Annotated in this window: 22 protein-coding genes; 19 read left to right on the forward strand and 3 right to left on the reverse strand. The window is 62.0% G+C overall.

Translation table 11 applies throughout. The annotated features are described in order from the left end of the window. The first annotated feature begins 56 nt into the window (after positions 1-56). Positions 57-2,165 carry an ATP-dependent DNA helicase RecG gene (recG, locus tag ACSFBL_RS23740; RefSeq protein WP_435518271.1) on the forward strand — a complete coding sequence of 703 codons (2,109 nt, stop codon included), beginning with the start codon at positions 57-59 and terminating at the stop codon, positions 2,163-2,165. 36 nt (positions 2,166-2,201) lie between these two features. Here recG and ACSFBL_RS23745 read toward each other — a convergent pair whose 3' ends face one another. Next, entirely contained in the window at positions 2,202-3,176 is a 975-nt protein-coding gene (locus ACSFBL_RS23745; RefSeq protein WP_435518272.1) for a M23 family metallopeptidase, read from the reverse strand. A gap of 375 nt (positions 3,177-3,551) precedes the next feature. Here ACSFBL_RS23745 and ACSFBL_RS23750 point away from each other — a divergent pair, with 375 nt between their 5' ends. The 3 genes from ACSFBL_RS23750 (at position 3,552) to ubiA (ending at position 6,149) form a co-directional block, all read left to right on the forward strand. Next, on the forward strand, positions 3,552-4,517 hold the full coding sequence (locus tag ACSFBL_RS23750; protein WP_435518273.1) for a LysR substrate-binding domain-containing protein: 966 nt from the start codon (positions 3,552-3,554) through the stop codon (positions 4,515-4,517). Positions 4,518-4,648: 131 nt separating this feature from the next. After that, a complete protein-coding gene (locus ACSFBL_RS23755) occupies positions 4,649-5,242 on the forward strand; it encodes a Dps family protein (protein ID WP_435518274.1) in 594 nt (197 codons plus the stop codon). A 67-nt stretch (positions 5,243-5,309) separates the two neighbouring features. Next, positions 5,310-6,149: a 4-hydroxybenzoate octaprenyltransferase gene (gene ubiA, locus ACSFBL_RS23760; protein WP_435518275.1), complete on the forward strand. Its 840-nt coding sequence runs from the start codon at positions 5,310-5,312 to the stop codon at positions 6,147-6,149. Positions 6,150-6,165: 16 nt separating this feature from the next. Here ubiA and proC read toward each other — a convergent pair whose 3' ends face one another. Then, positions 6,166-7,023: a pyrroline-5-carboxylate reductase gene (proC, locus tag ACSFBL_RS23765; RefSeq protein ID WP_435518276.1), complete on the reverse strand. Its 858-nt coding sequence runs from the start codon at positions 7,021-7,023 to the stop codon at positions 6,166-6,168. A gap of 3 nt (positions 7,024-7,026) precedes the next feature. Then, a complete protein-coding gene (locus ACSFBL_RS23770) occupies positions 7,027-8,181 on the reverse strand; it encodes an esterase-like activity of phytase family protein (protein ID WP_435518277.1) in 1,155 nt (384 codons plus the stop codon). A 217-nt stretch (positions 8,182-8,398) separates the two neighbouring features. On the opposite strand from ACSFBL_RS23770, the gene rplN reads away from it, so the two are divergent. From rplN to rpsK, 15 genes are read left to right on the forward strand one after another with little or no spacing between them, the layout of a single operon-like run. Beyond that, complete coding sequence (gene rplN / locus ACSFBL_RS23775; protein WP_435518278.1) at positions 8,399-8,767, forward strand: 50S ribosomal protein L14; 369 nt, start codon at positions 8,399-8,401, stop codon at positions 8,765-8,767. 13 nt (positions 8,768-8,780) lie between these two features. Continuing rightward, positions 8,781-9,098, forward strand: coding sequence for a 50S ribosomal protein L24 (gene rplX, locus ACSFBL_RS23780; RefSeq protein ID WP_435518279.1), 318 nt, complete (start codon positions 8,781-8,783; stop codon positions 9,096-9,098). Between the two features lie 11 nt (positions 9,099-9,109). Beyond that, positions 9,110-9,649: a 50S ribosomal protein L5 gene (gene rplE / locus ACSFBL_RS23785; RefSeq protein WP_286371087.1), complete on the forward strand. Its 540-nt coding sequence runs from the start codon at positions 9,110-9,112 to the stop codon at positions 9,647-9,649. A gap of 8 nt (positions 9,650-9,657) precedes the next feature. Continuing rightward, positions 9,658-9,963 (forward strand): 30S ribosomal protein S14, encoded by a 306-nt coding sequence (gene rpsN / locus ACSFBL_RS23790; RefSeq protein WP_068674578.1) that lies wholly within the window; start codon positions 9,658-9,660, stop codon positions 9,961-9,963. A gap of 20 nt (positions 9,964-9,983) precedes the next feature. After that, positions 9,984-10,379: a 30S ribosomal protein S8 gene (rpsH, locus tag ACSFBL_RS23795; protein ID WP_435518280.1), complete on the forward strand. Its 396-nt coding sequence runs from the start codon at positions 9,984-9,986 to the stop codon at positions 10,377-10,379. Between the two features lie 24 nt (positions 10,380-10,403). After that, the gene (gene rplF / locus ACSFBL_RS23800; protein WP_435518281.1) at positions 10,404-10,937 is read left to right on the forward strand and encodes a 50S ribosomal protein L6; all 534 of its coding nucleotides are present in this window, start codon (positions 10,404-10,406) and stop codon (positions 10,935-10,937) included. Between the two features lie 14 nt (positions 10,938-10,951). Beyond that, on the forward strand, positions 10,952-11,317 hold the full coding sequence (rplR, locus tag ACSFBL_RS23805; protein WP_435518341.1) for a 50S ribosomal protein L18: 366 nt from the start codon (positions 10,952-10,954) through the stop codon (positions 11,315-11,317). An 18-nt stretch (positions 11,318-11,335) separates the two neighbouring features. After that, positions 11,336-11,854, forward strand: a complete 519-nt coding sequence (rpsE, locus tag ACSFBL_RS23810; protein WP_028250822.1) for a 30S ribosomal protein S5 — start codon at positions 11,336-11,338, stop codon at positions 11,852-11,854. A gap of 15 nt (positions 11,855-11,869) precedes the next feature. Continuing rightward, complete coding sequence (gene rpmD, locus ACSFBL_RS23815) at positions 11,870-12,055, forward strand: 50S ribosomal protein L30 (RefSeq protein WP_435518282.1); 186 nt, start codon at positions 11,870-11,872, stop codon at positions 12,053-12,055. Between the two features lie 24 nt (positions 12,056-12,079). Beyond that, positions 12,080-12,511 carry a 50S ribosomal protein L15 gene (rplO, locus tag ACSFBL_RS23820; RefSeq protein WP_435518283.1) on the forward strand — a complete coding sequence of 144 codons (432 nt, stop codon included), beginning with the start codon at positions 12,080-12,082 and terminating at the stop codon, positions 12,509-12,511. A gap of 25 nt (positions 12,512-12,536) precedes the next feature. Next, positions 12,537-13,847, forward strand: a complete 1,311-nt coding sequence (secY, locus tag ACSFBL_RS23825) for a preprotein translocase subunit SecY (RefSeq protein WP_435518284.1) — start codon at positions 12,537-12,539, stop codon at positions 13,845-13,847. Positions 13,848-13,853: 6 nt separating this feature from the next. Continuing rightward, a complete protein-coding gene (infA, locus tag ACSFBL_RS23830) occupies positions 13,854-14,072 on the forward strand; it encodes a translation initiation factor IF-1 (RefSeq protein WP_086919801.1) in 219 nt (72 codons plus the stop codon). A 33-nt stretch (positions 14,073-14,105) separates the two neighbouring features. Next, positions 14,106-14,219: a 50S ribosomal protein L36 gene (gene rpmJ, locus ACSFBL_RS23835; RefSeq protein WP_038201958.1), complete on the forward strand. Its 114-nt coding sequence runs from the start codon at positions 14,106-14,108 to the stop codon at positions 14,217-14,219. Between the two features lie 24 nt (positions 14,220-14,243). After that, on the forward strand, positions 14,244-14,609 hold the full coding sequence (rpsM, locus tag ACSFBL_RS23840) for a 30S ribosomal protein S13 (RefSeq protein ID WP_019653977.1): 366 nt from the start codon (positions 14,244-14,246) through the stop codon (positions 14,607-14,609). 12 nt (positions 14,610-14,621) lie between these two features. Beyond that, positions 14,622-15,026 (forward strand): 30S ribosomal protein S11, encoded by a 405-nt coding sequence (gene rpsK, locus ACSFBL_RS23845; RefSeq protein WP_009124825.1) that lies wholly within the window; start codon positions 14,622-14,624, stop codon positions 15,024-15,026. Positions 15,027-15,107: the final 81 nt, after the last annotated feature.

Raw genomic sequence — 15,107 nt, forward strand, 5'->3', positions numbered from 1 at the left:
GCCCGTGCCAAGGAGGCGTGAGGGAACGGATGTGAAGAGGCGGGCAGAATTGTCCCATGCCCGCTGCCGCCAAGTCCCCGCCACCGCAAAAGCCCTTGCCCGCGCCGCCGCCCGGGTCGGGGCTGAGCGTGGTGCAACGTGCATTGCGCAAGCTCGGCTTGCTTCGCGACATCGACTTCGCGCTCTACCTGCCGATGCGCTACGAGGATGAGACGCGCATCGTCCGCCTGGCTCAGGTGCGAGACGGTGAGATGGCGCAGATCGAGGCGGTCGTGACCGAGAGCGAAGTTGTCTTCCGACCAAGGCGCCAATTGATCGTGACGGTGGACGACGGCAGCGATACCTGCCAGTTGCGCTTCTTCAACTTCTATCCGTCTCAGCAGAAGCAACTCGCGGTCGGAACCCGTGTCAGAGTGCGCGGCGAGGTTCGGCGCGGCTTCCTGGGGCGGCAGATGATGCATCCCGCAGTGAAGGCTGCCGGCACCGAACTGCCGGAGGCGCTGACACCCGTCTATTCGACGATTGCGGGTCTTGCGCAGCCCGTCCTGCGGCGCGAAGTGCGTTCGGGGCTTGCACGGGCCGTTCTCGACGAAACCCTGCCCGCCGGTGCGGCGCCGCGTGGTGCATGGGACTTGCGGCGCGCGCTCTCGTTTCTCCACTATCCCGTGCCCGACGTGGCGTTGGCCACGCTGGAAGACCACAGTCACCCTGCTTGGCAGCGGCTCAAGGCCGACGAACTCCTGGCACAGCAACTGTCGCAATTGCAGGCGCGTCGGGCGCGCGCCGCGCAAAGAGCACCGGTGCTCGATACGGCTGCTTCAGGCGGCCCGTTGCATGCGGAACTGCTCGCCGCGCTGCCGTTCGCGTTGACCGGCGCCCAGCAAAGGGTCGGCGTCGAGATCACCCGTGATCTCGCCCGAGACATTCCGATGCATCGTCTCCTGCAGGGAGACGTCGGCTCTGGCAAAACTGTGGTGGCGGCTCTTGCGGCCGCGCGTTGCATCGACGCGGGGTTTCAGTGTGCGCTCATGGCCCCGACGGAAATCCTGGCCGCCCAGCATTTCGGCAAGCTGGTCGGGTGGCTCGATCCGCTCCTGGCCGAGCGCGGCCTTCGCGTTGCGTGGCTGACGGGCAGTCAGAAAAAGAAGGAGCGGGACGCGATGTCGGCCGCGGTCGAGAGCGGCGAGGCGGCGCTCGTCATCGGCACGCATGCGGTCATCTCGGAAAAAGTGCGGTTCAAGAATCTCGCGCTGGCGATCATCGACGAGCAGCATCGCTTTGGTGTGGCGCAGCGTCTTGCATTGCGCGGCAAGGCAGGGGGAGAACTCGAACCGCACCTGCTGATGATGAGCGCAACGCCGATTCCGCGGACCCTGGCGATGAGCTACTACGCCGACCTCGATGTCTCGACGCTCGACGAACTTCCGCCCGGGCGCACGCCGATTGTCACCAAGCTCGTGGCGGAGCATCGGCGCGATGAAGTTGTCGACCGGATCCGCTTCCAGGTGGAGCAGGGGCGGCAGGTCTACTGGGTGTGCCCGCTGATCGAGGAAAGCGAGGCGGTCGACCTGCGCAATGCCACCGCGACGCGGGACGAACTCGCCGAAGCGTTGGGCGAGCAGGTCAGTGTGGGGCTCCTCCATTCGCGCATGCCCACGGCGGAGAAGCAGGCGGTGATGGAGGGATTCACCGCCAACCAGATTCAAGTGTTGGTGAGCACCACCGTGATCGAGGTCGGCGTCGACGTGCCGAACGCCTCACTGATGGTGATCGAACATGCCGAGCGATTCGGCCTTTCCCAGTTGCATCAGTTGCGCGGCCGCGTGGGACGCGGGGCGGCGGCTTCGGCCTGCGTGCTCCTGTACGCGCCGAATGAAGGCGGCCGGGTCGGCGAGGCCGCACGGGAACGATTGAAGGCGATGGCCGAGACGGGTGATGGATTCGAGATCGCGCGCCGCGATCTGGAGATCCGCGGCCCGGGCGAATTCCTCGGGGCGCGGCAGTCGGGCGCGCCCTTGCTGCGCTTCGCGGACCTGAGCACCGACCTCATGCTGCTCGATTGGGCTCGCGAGCTGGCGCCTCGCATGCTGGATCAGCACCTGGCCCTGGCCGAGAAGCATGTCGATCGCTGGCTCGGCAGCAAGGCGGAGTATCTGAAAGCCTGAAGGGGGCGTACCGGCTGCGGCAGATCCCTGCGCGAATCAGCCGTATGAGCTTCCTTCGAACACGCTCAAGTAGCTGGACGGATCGATGGCTTCGCCGTTCTCCAGCACCTCGAAGTGCAGATGTGGCCCCGTGGAGCGGCCGGTCGAGCCGACGTCGGCGATGTGCTGGCGCGGCAGCACGACATCGCCCTTTTTCGCGATGAGGCGCGACGCGTGCCCGTAGCGGGTGACGAGTTGGTTGCCGTGGTCGATCTCGATCACTTTGCCGTAGCCGGACTTCTGACCCGCGAAGATCACGCGGCCACCGGCCGTCGCATGGATGGGTGTCCCGGTGCGGGCCGCGAGATCGATGCCGGAATGGAAATGCAGATTGCGGTTGAAGGGATCGATGCGATTGCCGAAGGGCGAACCGAAGCGGGCGCCATCGACGGGCAGGCGTCCAGGCAAGGCAGACCAGGCGGCCTTGTGCATGAGCGCCTCATGTTCGAGTTGTTCCAGCGTTTCGGCGAGGCAAGCAACCTGGTGGCGGGTGCCATCGACAGCGTCCGCTGCAACCTCTGGCTTTTCTGCGACGGCTGTTTTCTTCGGGTCCGTACAAGGGCGGGGCGGCAACGCAGGGCCGCCCATGCCTTCGTGCGATTTCGGATGCGCGGAGACGTGCTTTAACACACGCGACGACGCCTTCGATGTTTTCAGCCGAGCCTGGAGACCACGCAGTTCGCTGACATGGGTTGTCAGGCGGGCGATGCGCGGCTCCAACTGCGCGACCGACGCGTTCAGTTTGTCCAGTTCGCCCACCACAAAGGAGAGTTCGATGCTGTTCGTGCTCTCGACTTCACTCGCGTTCTGGTTGCTTTCCGCGACAGGCGCCGCCGAGCGGGCTCCGATGGCGACGCCCGCGGCGAGTGCGAGGGCCGAAGCCCCGACCCCGGTGGCGGCGATCGCCCAGGCCGTGCGGCGTGTGACGAACTGGACAGTTCCGTTGGTGAGATGACGATCTGCGCTGAACATAAGTAGGTGGCGTCTCCGCTGAAGAATGGTTTAGGGGATCAAGCGTCACAGAGCCGCTGTCAGCGGCTTGACCACGAGGGTCGGCTTGCGCGGGGGATCGAAGATCCGAAGTTCAGTCGTCCGCGATGGGACCCAAACACTGAGCAGGCGATCGGGCCTCAAGGTCTTCCGAGTGCGTGGATGCTTCAATCACTGAGGTCTTGATTGTCCCAAGCGCTTTCTCTGCGTCCCACTGGAAATGTCTGAAACGTCGGGATGTTTCCGCGGGCTGGTCCCTGCGGGCAGGGGCGAGACACAGAAGCCCCCCAGTGCTTTCCGGCCGTTTTCGGCCGAGCGGTTCAAGAAGGGTCCGCTTGCGCATAATTGACGAAAACTATGACGCTCACGGAACTCAAATACATCGTCGCGGTCGCCCGGGAGCGGCATTTCGGCAAGGCCGCGGAGGCCTGCTATGTCTCGCAGCCGACGCTGTCGGTGGCGATCAAGAAGCTGGAAGACGAGCTCGAGGTCAAGCTTTTCGAGCGGAGTGCAGGCGAAGTCACGGTGACACCGCTGGGGGAGCAGATCGTGCAGCAGGCGCAAAGCGTGCTGGATCAGGCGGCCAGCATCAAGGAGATTGCCAAGCGCGGGAAGGATCCTTTGTCGGGTCCGCTCAACCTCGGCGTGATCTACACCATCGGCCCGTACCTTCTGCCCGACCTGGTTCGGCAGAACATCGCCCGCACCCCGCAGATGCCGCTGGTGCTTCAGGAAAACTTCACGGCCAAGCTGCTCGAAATGCTGCGTGCCGGCGAAATTGACTGCGCGATCATGGCCGAGCCCTTTCCCGACACTGGCCTGGCCGTGGCCCCCCTTTACGACGAGCCCTTCATGGCCGCCTTGCCGGCCCACCATGCTTTGGCGGGCCGCGAATCCGTGACCTCCGACGAACTCAAGAAGGAGACCATGCTTCTGCTGGGCACCGGCCACTGTTTCCGAGATCACGTGCTGGAGGTCTGCCCCGAATTCGCCCGGTTTTCGAGCAACGCCGAAGGAATCCGAAAGAGTTTCGAGGGCTCCTCGCTGGAGACCATCAAGCACATGGTTGCGTCGGGCATGGGAGTGACGCTGGTGCCGCGTCTTTCGGTGCCAGCCGATGCGCTCAAGCCCAAGACGAAGGGCCGCAAGGAGCCCGAGCAGATCGTGCGCTATCTCCCCGTCCGCGACACGCAGGGCGGCGAACCGCCGACACGTCGCGTGGTGCTCGCATGGCGCCGCAGCTTCACGCGCTACGAGGCGATCGCCGCACTGCGCAATGCGATCTACGCTTGCGAGCTGCCGGGCGTCAAGCGCCTCTCCTAGCAATTTGCGTCATCACCTGCGAGACCCTCGCGTGGCGTGCGACCGAGCTGCGATAGAGTGCTGTTGTGAAGTCTGCATCCGGGCTTCCCTGCTTCCATGCGTCAATCAACTTGAAGAAAGAACTCGTCACCATGGCCAAAGTCGTGAAGAAGCCCAAGTCCGCCGTCACCGCTGCGCCGTCGGCATCTGCAGGCAAGGTTCCCAAGAAGGGCGGCGTCGTGGTTGCGGAGGAGTCTGGCAGTCGCAACGCACCGGTAATCAACATCGGCATCGACCGCCAGGACCGCGCAGCCATCGCGGAAGGCCTGAGCCGCGTACTTGCAGACACCTACACGCTGTACCTGACCACGCACAACTTCCATTGGAACGTGACGGGCCCGCATTTCAATTCGCTGCATGCGATGTTCATGACGCAGTACACGGAACTGTGGGGCTCGACGGACGTACTCGCCGAACGCATTCGGGCGCTTGGCCACTACGCGCCGGGCTCGTACGCCGAATTCAGCAAGATCGCAACCGTGCCTGATGTGCCACAGACGCCGCCGAAGGCCATGGAGATGGTGCGCATCCTCGTCAAGGGGCATGAAACCGTCTCGCGCATCGCGCGCGAGTTCATCCCCGTGGCCGAGGAGGCGGGTGACGATCCGACCGCCGACATGCTGACCGCGCGCTGCACCGTGCACGATCAGACTGCCTGGATGCTGCGTTCGCTGCTTGAAGACTGATCGCACAGCCGGCCCTGCCGCGGAGCCGGTCCCATCTGCGCCCGCGCCGCGTCGCGGGCGTTTTGCGTTGTACCTTGACCTGATCCGCTGGAACCGCCCTGCGGGTTGGCTGCTGCTGCTTTGGCCTACGCTGGGCGCCCTCTGGTTTGCGGCCGATGGCTGGCCGGGCTGGCATCTGCTGGTCGTGTTCGTGCTGGGCACCATCCTCATGCGCAGCGCAGGGTGCTGCGTCAACGACGTGGCCGATCGTGAATTCGACCGCCACGTCAAGCGTACGGCGCAAAGGCCGGTGACCAGCGGCGCGATTTCGGTCGCCGAAGCCTTGATCGTTGGGGCCGTGCTGGCGCTGGCTGCGTTCGGGTTGGTGCTCACGACCAACCGCATTACCGTGCTCTGGTCATTCGCCGCGCTGGCCGTGACCTTGGTCTATCCCTTTGCGAAGCGCTTCGTGTCGATTCCGCAGGCGGTGCTCGGCATCGCATTCAGCTTCGGCATTCCCATGGCGTTTGCGGCAGTGCAAGGCCGCGTCCCGCAACTGGCCTGGTGGCTGTTGGCAGGCAACCTGTTCTGGGTGCTGGCCTATGACACCGAGTACGCGATGGTCGACCGCGACGATGACCTCAAGATCGGCATGAAGACCTCGGCCATCACCTTCGGGCGTCTCGACGTCGCCATCGTCATGGCGAGCTATGCCGTATTCCTGGTCGTGTGGGGAACTGCAGGTGCCGGCAAGGCGCTGGGCGTACTGTTTTTTGGCGCGATCGGGATCGCGGCGGCGCAGGCGCTATGGCACTGGCGACTCATCCGCAGTCGGACGCGGGACGGCTGTTTCAAGGCCTTTAGGCTCAATCATTGGCTGGGCTTCACGGTGTTCGCCGGAGTCGTGGCCGGATACGCACTGCGCTGACCCGCAGCCTTTCTCCTCAGTTAAGTCCGAACTCCTTGCCCAGTTCGGCCGCGCGACGATAAGCGGCGCGGATCGCCTCCTTGAAATTCGTCTTGAGATCGGCGCTCTCCATGGCCGAGATGGCGGCATGGGTGGTGCCGCCCTTCGAAGTGACGCGAGCCCTCAAGACCGACGGCGGTTCGGTCGCACTGCTGGCAAGGGCGGATGCACCGGTGAAGGTGCCCAGTGCCAGTCGGTGCGCCTGCTCGGGTGTCAGGCCGAGCTCTACGCCGGCTTCCGTCATCGCCTCGATGAAATAGAAGACATAGGCCGGACCGGAGCCCGAGATCGCTGTGACGGCGTCGAGAGTGCCTTCCTCGTCTACCCACATCAGGTCGCCGGTGGGGGCGAGCACCTGCTCGACCAACTTCCGGCCGACGTCGTCCACGGCATCGCGTGCAAAGAGCCCGCTCATGCCTTGTCCGACGAGGGCTGGCGTATTGGGCATGGCGCGAACCACGCGTTCCGTCCCAAGCCATCGGACGATGCTGCTGGATGGGATCCCCGCGGCCACCGAGAGATGCAGCGCATCGGGCGCCAATCCACGCACCGGTCTTGCCGCTTCGGCGAAGGTCTGCGGCTTGACGGCCCAAACGACGACCTCGCAGCGCGTCAGCGCGCTGGTCGCATCCGCGTGGGCGGCAATTCCGAAGTCATGGGCAAGCTTGGCGCGGGCCTCGGCGAAGGGTTCGACGACCTCGATGGCTTCCGGGGGAACGTCCTGCTTGATGAGTCCCCCGATGATGGCGCTCGCCATGTTGCCGCCGCCAACAAACGCGATGGGTGGCAGGGGTGTCGGCTCCCGGCGGGGCAGGAAAGTGACTGCAATGTTCATGGCTTATCCGGTGAATTCGAATGCTGCGAACTGGGTGATCTGCAGCGGATTGAAATTGTCGTCGCTCACCACGACCAGAAGGCGGTTGCCATTCGGCAGATTGGGGCCCCAGCACAGGCCCTCACTGTTGTCCAGGCGGGACAGGCCCAAGGTTGCGAAGTCGGCGACCAGCCTCTTGGGCGCGGGGTTGTGATTGTCCGGGCTCAGGGCCTCCAGGGCCAGAGTGTCCGAGGCAGCGCGGGTATCGATTTCATAGAGTCGCAGCGAATTGCCGAATCCGGCGATGTAGGCGCGCTCGAGGACCAGCATGCGGTGAGTGTCAATCATCAGCACCTCGCTGACGCCGTTGTCGGCATGGAGGCCCGGCACCAGGGGGCGTCGCGGGATGGCGTCCGGGACGTAGGCAATCTGGCGGCGGGCCTCGCCGGTCGAGAGGTCGATCTGCGTGAACCGGCAGGGCCCGCCCGGCGCCGCCACGGTGGGTACGGCGCCGTCCTGGATCAGCGCGTTTTCCATGGCCAGCCAGGCGTGGCGCCCGTCGGGCGTCAGGGCGAGCCCCTCCGGACCGAGGTTATCCCTCGTTCCGCGCCTGCCTTCGGAGTCGGGCTGAAACATGGCAGGGAGTGGGATTTCGCGAACCAGCGTGCCGTCCCGTCTCGATTCGTAGAGCGCCGGTCCGAAACCACGCGACACGTCCCCCTCGCTGGCCCAGAGCAGCGTGTCGGTGTCGCGGCGCAATCTGAGCGCTTCGGGGTCGGGAACCGGGGTGCCTGGTCGCGCATGGCGCCGCGCCGGCCATGGCGTCCCGTCGGCCTGCCGGAGGACTGTGACGCTGACTGGTCGAGGAGGGGCTTTCCGGCTGTCGACAGACCATTCCATGCTGTAGAAGCGAACAGGTGCCAGGTCTGACCGATCATCGGAGAGAAGCAGGTACTCACCTTTCATTTCGTCATAGTCGATGCCGGACAGGCCTCCTACGATCGTCCCTTGAAAATTCAACCGATGAGGCCAACGTGCTTCGGCAATAAGCAGCAGACGCTGAGGGCCGGAAGTGACGGTGACAGCGCCAGTACATGCGCCCAGCGCGCCGGTAAAAGAAATCGCCGCGGCGGCTAGTATTTGCCGCCGCGTAACAAGTGGCGTTGGAAATGAGTGCACTTCGGAAGTCTAAGGTTCCAGAAAATGCGTCCGGGGGGGTAGTTGACGGCCCCCTCAGACTGTGTGAGAATCGCAGGCTTCGCTTGAAAAGGCGAAGCTTCTGCCCAGCGGAAGCGCACCGAAGTGGTCGGTGCGTGGACGACGGGCCCAAGACTGACTGCAGAGTTGTTTCGGAAATGTCCGGGCATCGAGCAGTACAAGTTGGGAATATCACGAAATGATCCAAACTGAATCCCGGCTCGATGTGGCCGACAACACGGGCGCGAAATCCGTCCTGTGTATCAAGGTGCTCGGTGGCTCCAAGCGGCGTTACGCCAGCGTGGGCGACGTCATCAAGGTCAGCGTCAAGGAGGCTGCTCCGCGTGGTCGCGTCAAGAAGGGCGAGATTTACAGCGCAGTGGTGGTCCGCACCGCCAAGGGCATCCGTCGCAGCGACGGCTCGCTCGTCAAGTTCGACGGCAACGCGGCTGTGTTGCTCAACGCCAAGCTGGAGCCGATCGGCACCCGCATCTTCGGACCGGTCACGCGCGAACTGCGTACCGAGAAGTTCATGAAGATCGTGTCGCTTGCTCCCGAAGTTCTGTAAGGACAACAACGCCATGAACAAGATTCGCAAAGGCGACCAGGTCATCGTGTTGGCCGGGCGCGACAAGGGCAAGCGTGGGACTGTTTCCCTGCGCAAGGATGATTCGCACCTGATCATCGACGGCATCAATATCGTCAAGAAGCACACCAAGCCGAACCCGCTCAAGGGTACGACTGGTGGCATCGTCGAAAAGGCCATGCCGATTCACCAATCCAACGTGGCGATCTTCAATGCTGCGACCGGCAAGGCCGATCGCGTGGGCATCAAGGTCACGGGCGGCAAGCGCGTTCGCGTCTTCAAGTCCAGCGGCGAAGAAATCAAGGCCGCCTAAGGGGTATTCACATGGCACGTCTCCAACAACACTATCGCGAAAAGATCGCGAAAGACCTGACGGAAAAGTTCGGCTACACCTCGCCGATGCAGGTTCCGCGTCTGACCAAGATCACCCTCAACATGGGCGTCGGTGAGGCTGTCGCGGACAAGAAGGTCCTCGATAACGCTGTCGCTGATCTGACCAAGATCGCCGGCCAGAAGCCGGTGGTGACCAAGTCCAAGAAGGCCATTGCCGGCTTCAAGATTCGCGAGAATCAGCCGATTGGCTGCATGGTCACGCTGCGCGGCGTTCAGATGTATGAATTTCTGGACCGCTTCGTGACTGTGGCGCTGCCGCGCGTTCGCGACTTTCGCGGGATTTCCGGCCGTGCGTTCGATGGTCGCGGCAACTACAACATCGGCGTGAAAGAGCAGATCATCTTTCCCGAGATCGAGTACGACAAGGTCGATGCCCTGCGCGGTCTCAATATCAGCATCACGACAACGGCCAAGACCGACGAAGAGGCCAAGGCGCTTCTCGCTGGCTTCCGTTTTCCGTTCAAGAACTGAGGTGGTTTGTGGCTAAAGTAGCTTTGATCGAGCGCGAGCTCAAGAGAGAAAAACTGGTCGCAAAGTACGCCGCCAAACATGCGGAACTGAAAGCGATCGCAAACGACGCGAAGAAGAGCGACGAAGAGCGCGCCGCCGCCCGCCTCGGCCTGCAGAAGCTCCCACGCAACGCCAACCCGACGCGTCAGCGCAACCGTTGCGAAATCACCGGTCGCCCGCGTGGCACCTTCCGTCAATTCGGTCTGGCTCGCGCCAAGATTCGCGAACTGGCTTTCAACGGCGACATCCCTGGTGTCACCAAGGCCAGCTGGTAAGCCAGGCAGGAGCAAACAACATGAGCATGAGTGATCCCATTGCTGACCTGCTGACGCGTATCCGCAACGCGCAGATGGTGGCGAAGCCCACCGTGTCGGTCCCGTCTTCCAAGGTGAAGATTGCGATCGCGCAGGTCCTGAAGGACGAGGGCTATATCGACGGCTTCAAGGTCAAGACCGAAGCCGGCAGGAGCGAGCTCGAAATCGCGCTGAAGTACTACGCTGGCCGCCCGGTCATCGAGCGCATTGAGCGCGTGAGCCGTCCTGGCCTGCGTGTCTACAAAGGCAGCACGGCTATCCCGCAAGTCCAGAACGGCCTCGGCGTCGCCATCGTCACGACCCCAAAGGGCGTGATGACCGACCGCAAGGCCCGCGCTACCGGCGTTGGTGGCGAAGTTTTGTGCTACGTCGCCTAACCGAGACATCTAGGAGAAACTGAAATGTCCCGAGTAGGAAAAATGCCGATCGCCATCCCCGCTGGAGTGGATGTGTCGGTCAAGGACGACCAGATCAGCGTCAAAGGCACGGGCGGCACGCTCAGCCTGGAGCGCAATGCGCTGGTCAAGATCGTTAGCAATGACGGTAAGCTGAACTTTGAGCCTGCCAACGATTCGCGCGAAGCGAACGCGATGAGCGGAACGGTTCGGCAACTGGTGAACAACATGGTCGTCGGCGTGACCAAGGGCTTCGAGAAGAAGCTCACCTTGGTCGGCGTCGGCTACAAGGCTGCCGCGCAAGGCGCAAAGCTGAATCTGCAAGTCGGTTACTCGCATCCGGTCAACATCGACATGCCGCAAGGCATCACGGTGGCAACCCCGACGCCGACCGAAATTCTGATCAAGGGTGCCGATCGCCAACGCGTTGGTCAAATCGCCGCCGAGATCCGCGCTGTTCGTCCGCCTGAGCCCTACAAGGGCAAGGGCATCAAGTATTCGGACGAAAAGATCGTGATCAAAGAGACCAAGAAGAAGTAAGGGGCAGCAAAATGATGTTGACCAAAAAAGCACAGCGTCTTCGCCGTTCGCGCCAGACCCGCATCCGCATTGCGACGCAAGGCGTGGCGCGTCTGACTGTGAACCGCACCAATCTGCATATCTATGCCACCGTCATTTCCGACGACGGCTCGAAGGTGATTGCCACTGCATCTACGGCCGAGGCGGAGGTGCGTTCCTCGCTGGGCGGTTCCGGCAAGGGTGGCAACACTGCTGCGGCAACCGCCATCGGCAAGCGCATCGCTGAAAAGGCGAAGGCTGCAGGTGTCGATAAGGTCGCTTTCGATCGCGCAGGTTTCGCCTACCACGGCCGCGTCAAGGCGCTGGCCGACGCGGCTCGCGAAGCTGGCCTGCAGTTCTAACCGGATACGAGATTCAAAATGGCAAAGATTCAGGCAAGAACGCAGAACGAAGGCCCCGAAGACGGTTTGCGCGAGAAGATGATCGCGATCAACCGCGTCACCAAGGTGGTGAAGGGTGGTCGTATCCTTGGTTTCGCAGCTCTCACTGTGGTGGGTGACGGTGACGGTCGCGTCGGCATGGGCAAGGGCAAGTCGAAAGAAGTGCCGGCGGCTGTGCAGAAGGCAATGGAAGAAGCACGTCGCAACCTGGCGAAGATTTCGATCAAGAACGGCACGCTGCATCACCGTGTGACGGGCCATCACGGCGCCGCGTCGGTGGTCATGATCCCGGCCCCGAAGGGTACCGGCATCATCGCTGGCGGTCCGATGCGTGCCGTTTTCGAAGTGATGGGCATTACCGACATCGTGGCCAAGAGTCATGGTTCGTCGAATCCATACAACATGGTTCGCGCCACCCTCGACGGATTGAAGAATTCGACGACGGCATCCGAAGTGGCTGCCAAGCGTGGGCTGACCGTCGAAGAGCTCTTCGCGTAAACCGGGAGTATTGAGATGACGACGCAACAAGCAACCCTCAAGGTGCAACTGGTCAAGAGCCCGATCGGCACCAAGGAATCGCATCGCGCTACTGTGCGTGGCCTGGGTCTGCGCAAGCTCAATAGCGTGAGCGAATTGCAGGACACGCCCGCGGTGCGCGGCATGATCAACAAGATCAGTTATCTGGTCAAAGTACTCTAAACAGAGTCGCTGAGAGAGACGTATATGGAACTCAATGGCATCAAGCCGGCAGCCGGCGCCAAGCACGCCAAGCGCCGCGTCGGCCGTGGCATCGGCTCCGGCCTCGGCAAGACTGCGGGTCGCGGTCACAAGGGTCAGAAGTCGCGTGCAGGCGGTTTCCACAAGGTCGGCTTCGAAGGCGGTCAAATGCCGCTGCAGCGTCGTCTGCCGAAGCGTGGCTTCAAGTCGCATCTGCTGAAGTACAACGCCGAAGTGACGCTCGCCTCCCTCGAAAAGCTGGGTCTGGCGGAAGTCGACGTGCTGGCGCTGAAGCAGGCTGGTCTTGTGGGACAGATCGCCAAGGTGGTTAAGGTCATCAAATCCGGCGAACTCACCAAGGCTGTCAAGTTGACGGGTATCGGTGCCACTGCTGGCGCCAAGGCCGCGATCGAAGCGGCTGGCGGCAGCATCGCCTAAGCACACGGACTGAAAGAAATTCTTCGTGGCAACCAACGCGGCAACGCTCGCAAAAACAGGCAAGTTCGGCGACCTGCGTCGTCGGCTGGTCTTTTTGCTGCTCGCGCTTGTGGTCTATCGCATCGGCGCTCACATTCCGGTGCCGGGCATCAACCCGGACCAACTTGCGCAGCTGTTCCAGGGGCAGCAAGGCGGCATCCTGAGCCTGTTCAACATGTTTTCGGGTGGCGCATTGTCGCGTTTCACCGTCTTCGCGTTGGGCATCATGCCTTACATCTCCGCATCGATCATCATGCAGTTGATGACGTATGTGGTGCCGACCTTCGAGCAGTTGAAGAAGGAAGGCGAGGCTGGCCGTCGCAAGATCACGCAGTACACCCGCTACGGCACGTTAGCGCTCGCACTGTTCCAGTCTTTCAGCATTGCGGTCGCACTCGAGTCATCGGCTGGGTTGGTGATTTCTCCAGGATTCGGTTTTCGTATCACGGCGATGGTCAGCCTCACGGCTGGTTCCATGTTCCTGATGTGGCTCGGAGAGCAGATCACGGAGCGCGGTCTTGGAAACGGAATCTCGATCCTGATTTTCGCGGGTATTGCGGCCGGGCTTCCGAATGCGATCGGTGGATTGCTTGAGCTAGTCCGCACCGGTGCAATGAACGTGCTCGTCGCGCTGTTTATCGTCGCGGTCGTGGTATTGGTGACCTACTTCGTGGTGTTCGTGGAGCGCGGTCAACGCAAGATCCTCGTGAACTATGCGCGGCGCCAGGTGGGCAACAAGGTCTATGGCGGTCAGTCGTCTCACCTGCCGTTGAAGCTCAACATGGCAGGCGTGATTCCGCCAATTTTCGCGTCGTCGATCATCCTCTTGCCGACCACGGTGGTGGGCTGGTTCAGCACAGGCGAGAGCATGCGTTGGATCAAGGACATCGCCGGCGCGCTTCGACCCGGACAACCGATCTATGTGCTGCTGTATGCGAGCGCCATCGTGTTCTTCTGCTTCTTCTATACAGCGCTTGTGTTCAACAGTCGCGAGACTGCGGATAACCTGAAGAAAAGCGGTGCGTTCATTCCGGGCATTCGCCCGGGTGATCAGACTGCACGCTACATCGACAAGATCCTGGTTCGCTTGACGTTGGCTGGCGCGGTGTACATCACCTTCGTCTGCTTGCTGCCTGAGTTCCTGATCCTCAAATACAACGTGCCGTTCTACTTCGGCGGCACATCCTTGTTGATCATCGTGGTTGTCACGATGGACTTCATGGCCCAAGTACAGAACTACATGATGTCTCAGCAGTACGAGTCGCTGCTAAAGAAAGCCAATTTCAAGACTTCGTAGGTGTAGATGTCGAAGGACGATGTCATCCAGATGCAGGGCGAGGTTCTGGAGAACCTTCCGAATGCAACTTTCCGGGTGAAGCTGGAAAATGGGCACATCGTCCTGGGACATATTTCCGGAAAGATGCGGATGCATTACATCCGCATCCTTCCAGGTGACAAGGTCACCGTCGAGTTGACGCCCTATGACTTGAGCCGGGCGCGCATTGTGTTTCGGGCGAAATGAGTCGCCGGGTTGAAAGAGTTTTAGGAGAATGAAATGAGAGTTTCGGCTTCGGTCAAAACCATTTGCCGTAATTGCAAGATCATCCGCCGCAAAGGTGTGGTGCGTGTGATCTGTACCGACCCGCGCCACAAGCAGCGCCAGGGTTGATTGAACGAGTATTAGAGGACGCACATGGCACGTATTGCTGGCATCAACATTCCGCCGCACAAGCACGCTGAAATCGGCCTGACCGCCATTTTCGGTATCGGTCGCACCCGCGCCCGCAAGATCTGCGAAGCGAGCGGCATCGAGTATTCGAAGAAGATCAAGGATCTGACTGACGCTGATCTGGAGAAGATCCGCGACCAGATCGCACTCTTCACGATCGAAGGTGACCTGCGTCGCGAAACGACGATGAACATCAAGCGCTTGATGGACATCGGTTGCTATCGCGGCTTCCGTCATCGCCGCGGCCTGCCGATGCGCGGCCAGCGTACGCGCACCAATGCTCGCACTCGCAAGGGTCCGCGCAAGGCCGCGCAGTCCCTGAAGAAATAAGGATAGAACAGCATGGCTAAAGCTCCTGCCAATAACGCCGCGCAACGGGTGCGCAAGAAGGTCCGCAAGAACGTTGCGGATGGCATCGCACACGTGCACGCTTCGTTCAACAACACGATCATCACGATCACCGACCGTCAAGGCAATGCGTTGTCGTGGGCGTCTTCGGGTGGTCAAGGCTTCAAAGGCTCGCGCAAGTCGACTCCGTTCGCTGCGCAGGTCGCCTCCGAAGTCGCAGGGCGCGCTGCGGTCGAGCAAGGTATCAAGAACCTCGACGTCGAGATTAAGGGTCCAGGTCCTGGTCGTGAATCGTCGGTGCGCGCACTGGCGGCGCTCGGCATCCGGATCAACTCGATTGCCGACGTGACTCCGGTGCCGCACAACGGCTGCCGTCCGCAAAAGCGTCGTCGCATCTGAGGCGAAGACGTCCGGCGCAGCCTGCTTCACGGCGGCTGCGCATTTTGTTTTTCAACAAGCCCACCGCTATCGGCACGCCGC

The organism is Variovorax glacialis (assembly GCF_051216375.1).
Taxonomy (GTDB): domain Bacteria; phylum Pseudomonadota; class Gammaproteobacteria; order Burkholderiales; family Burkholderiaceae_C; genus Variovorax.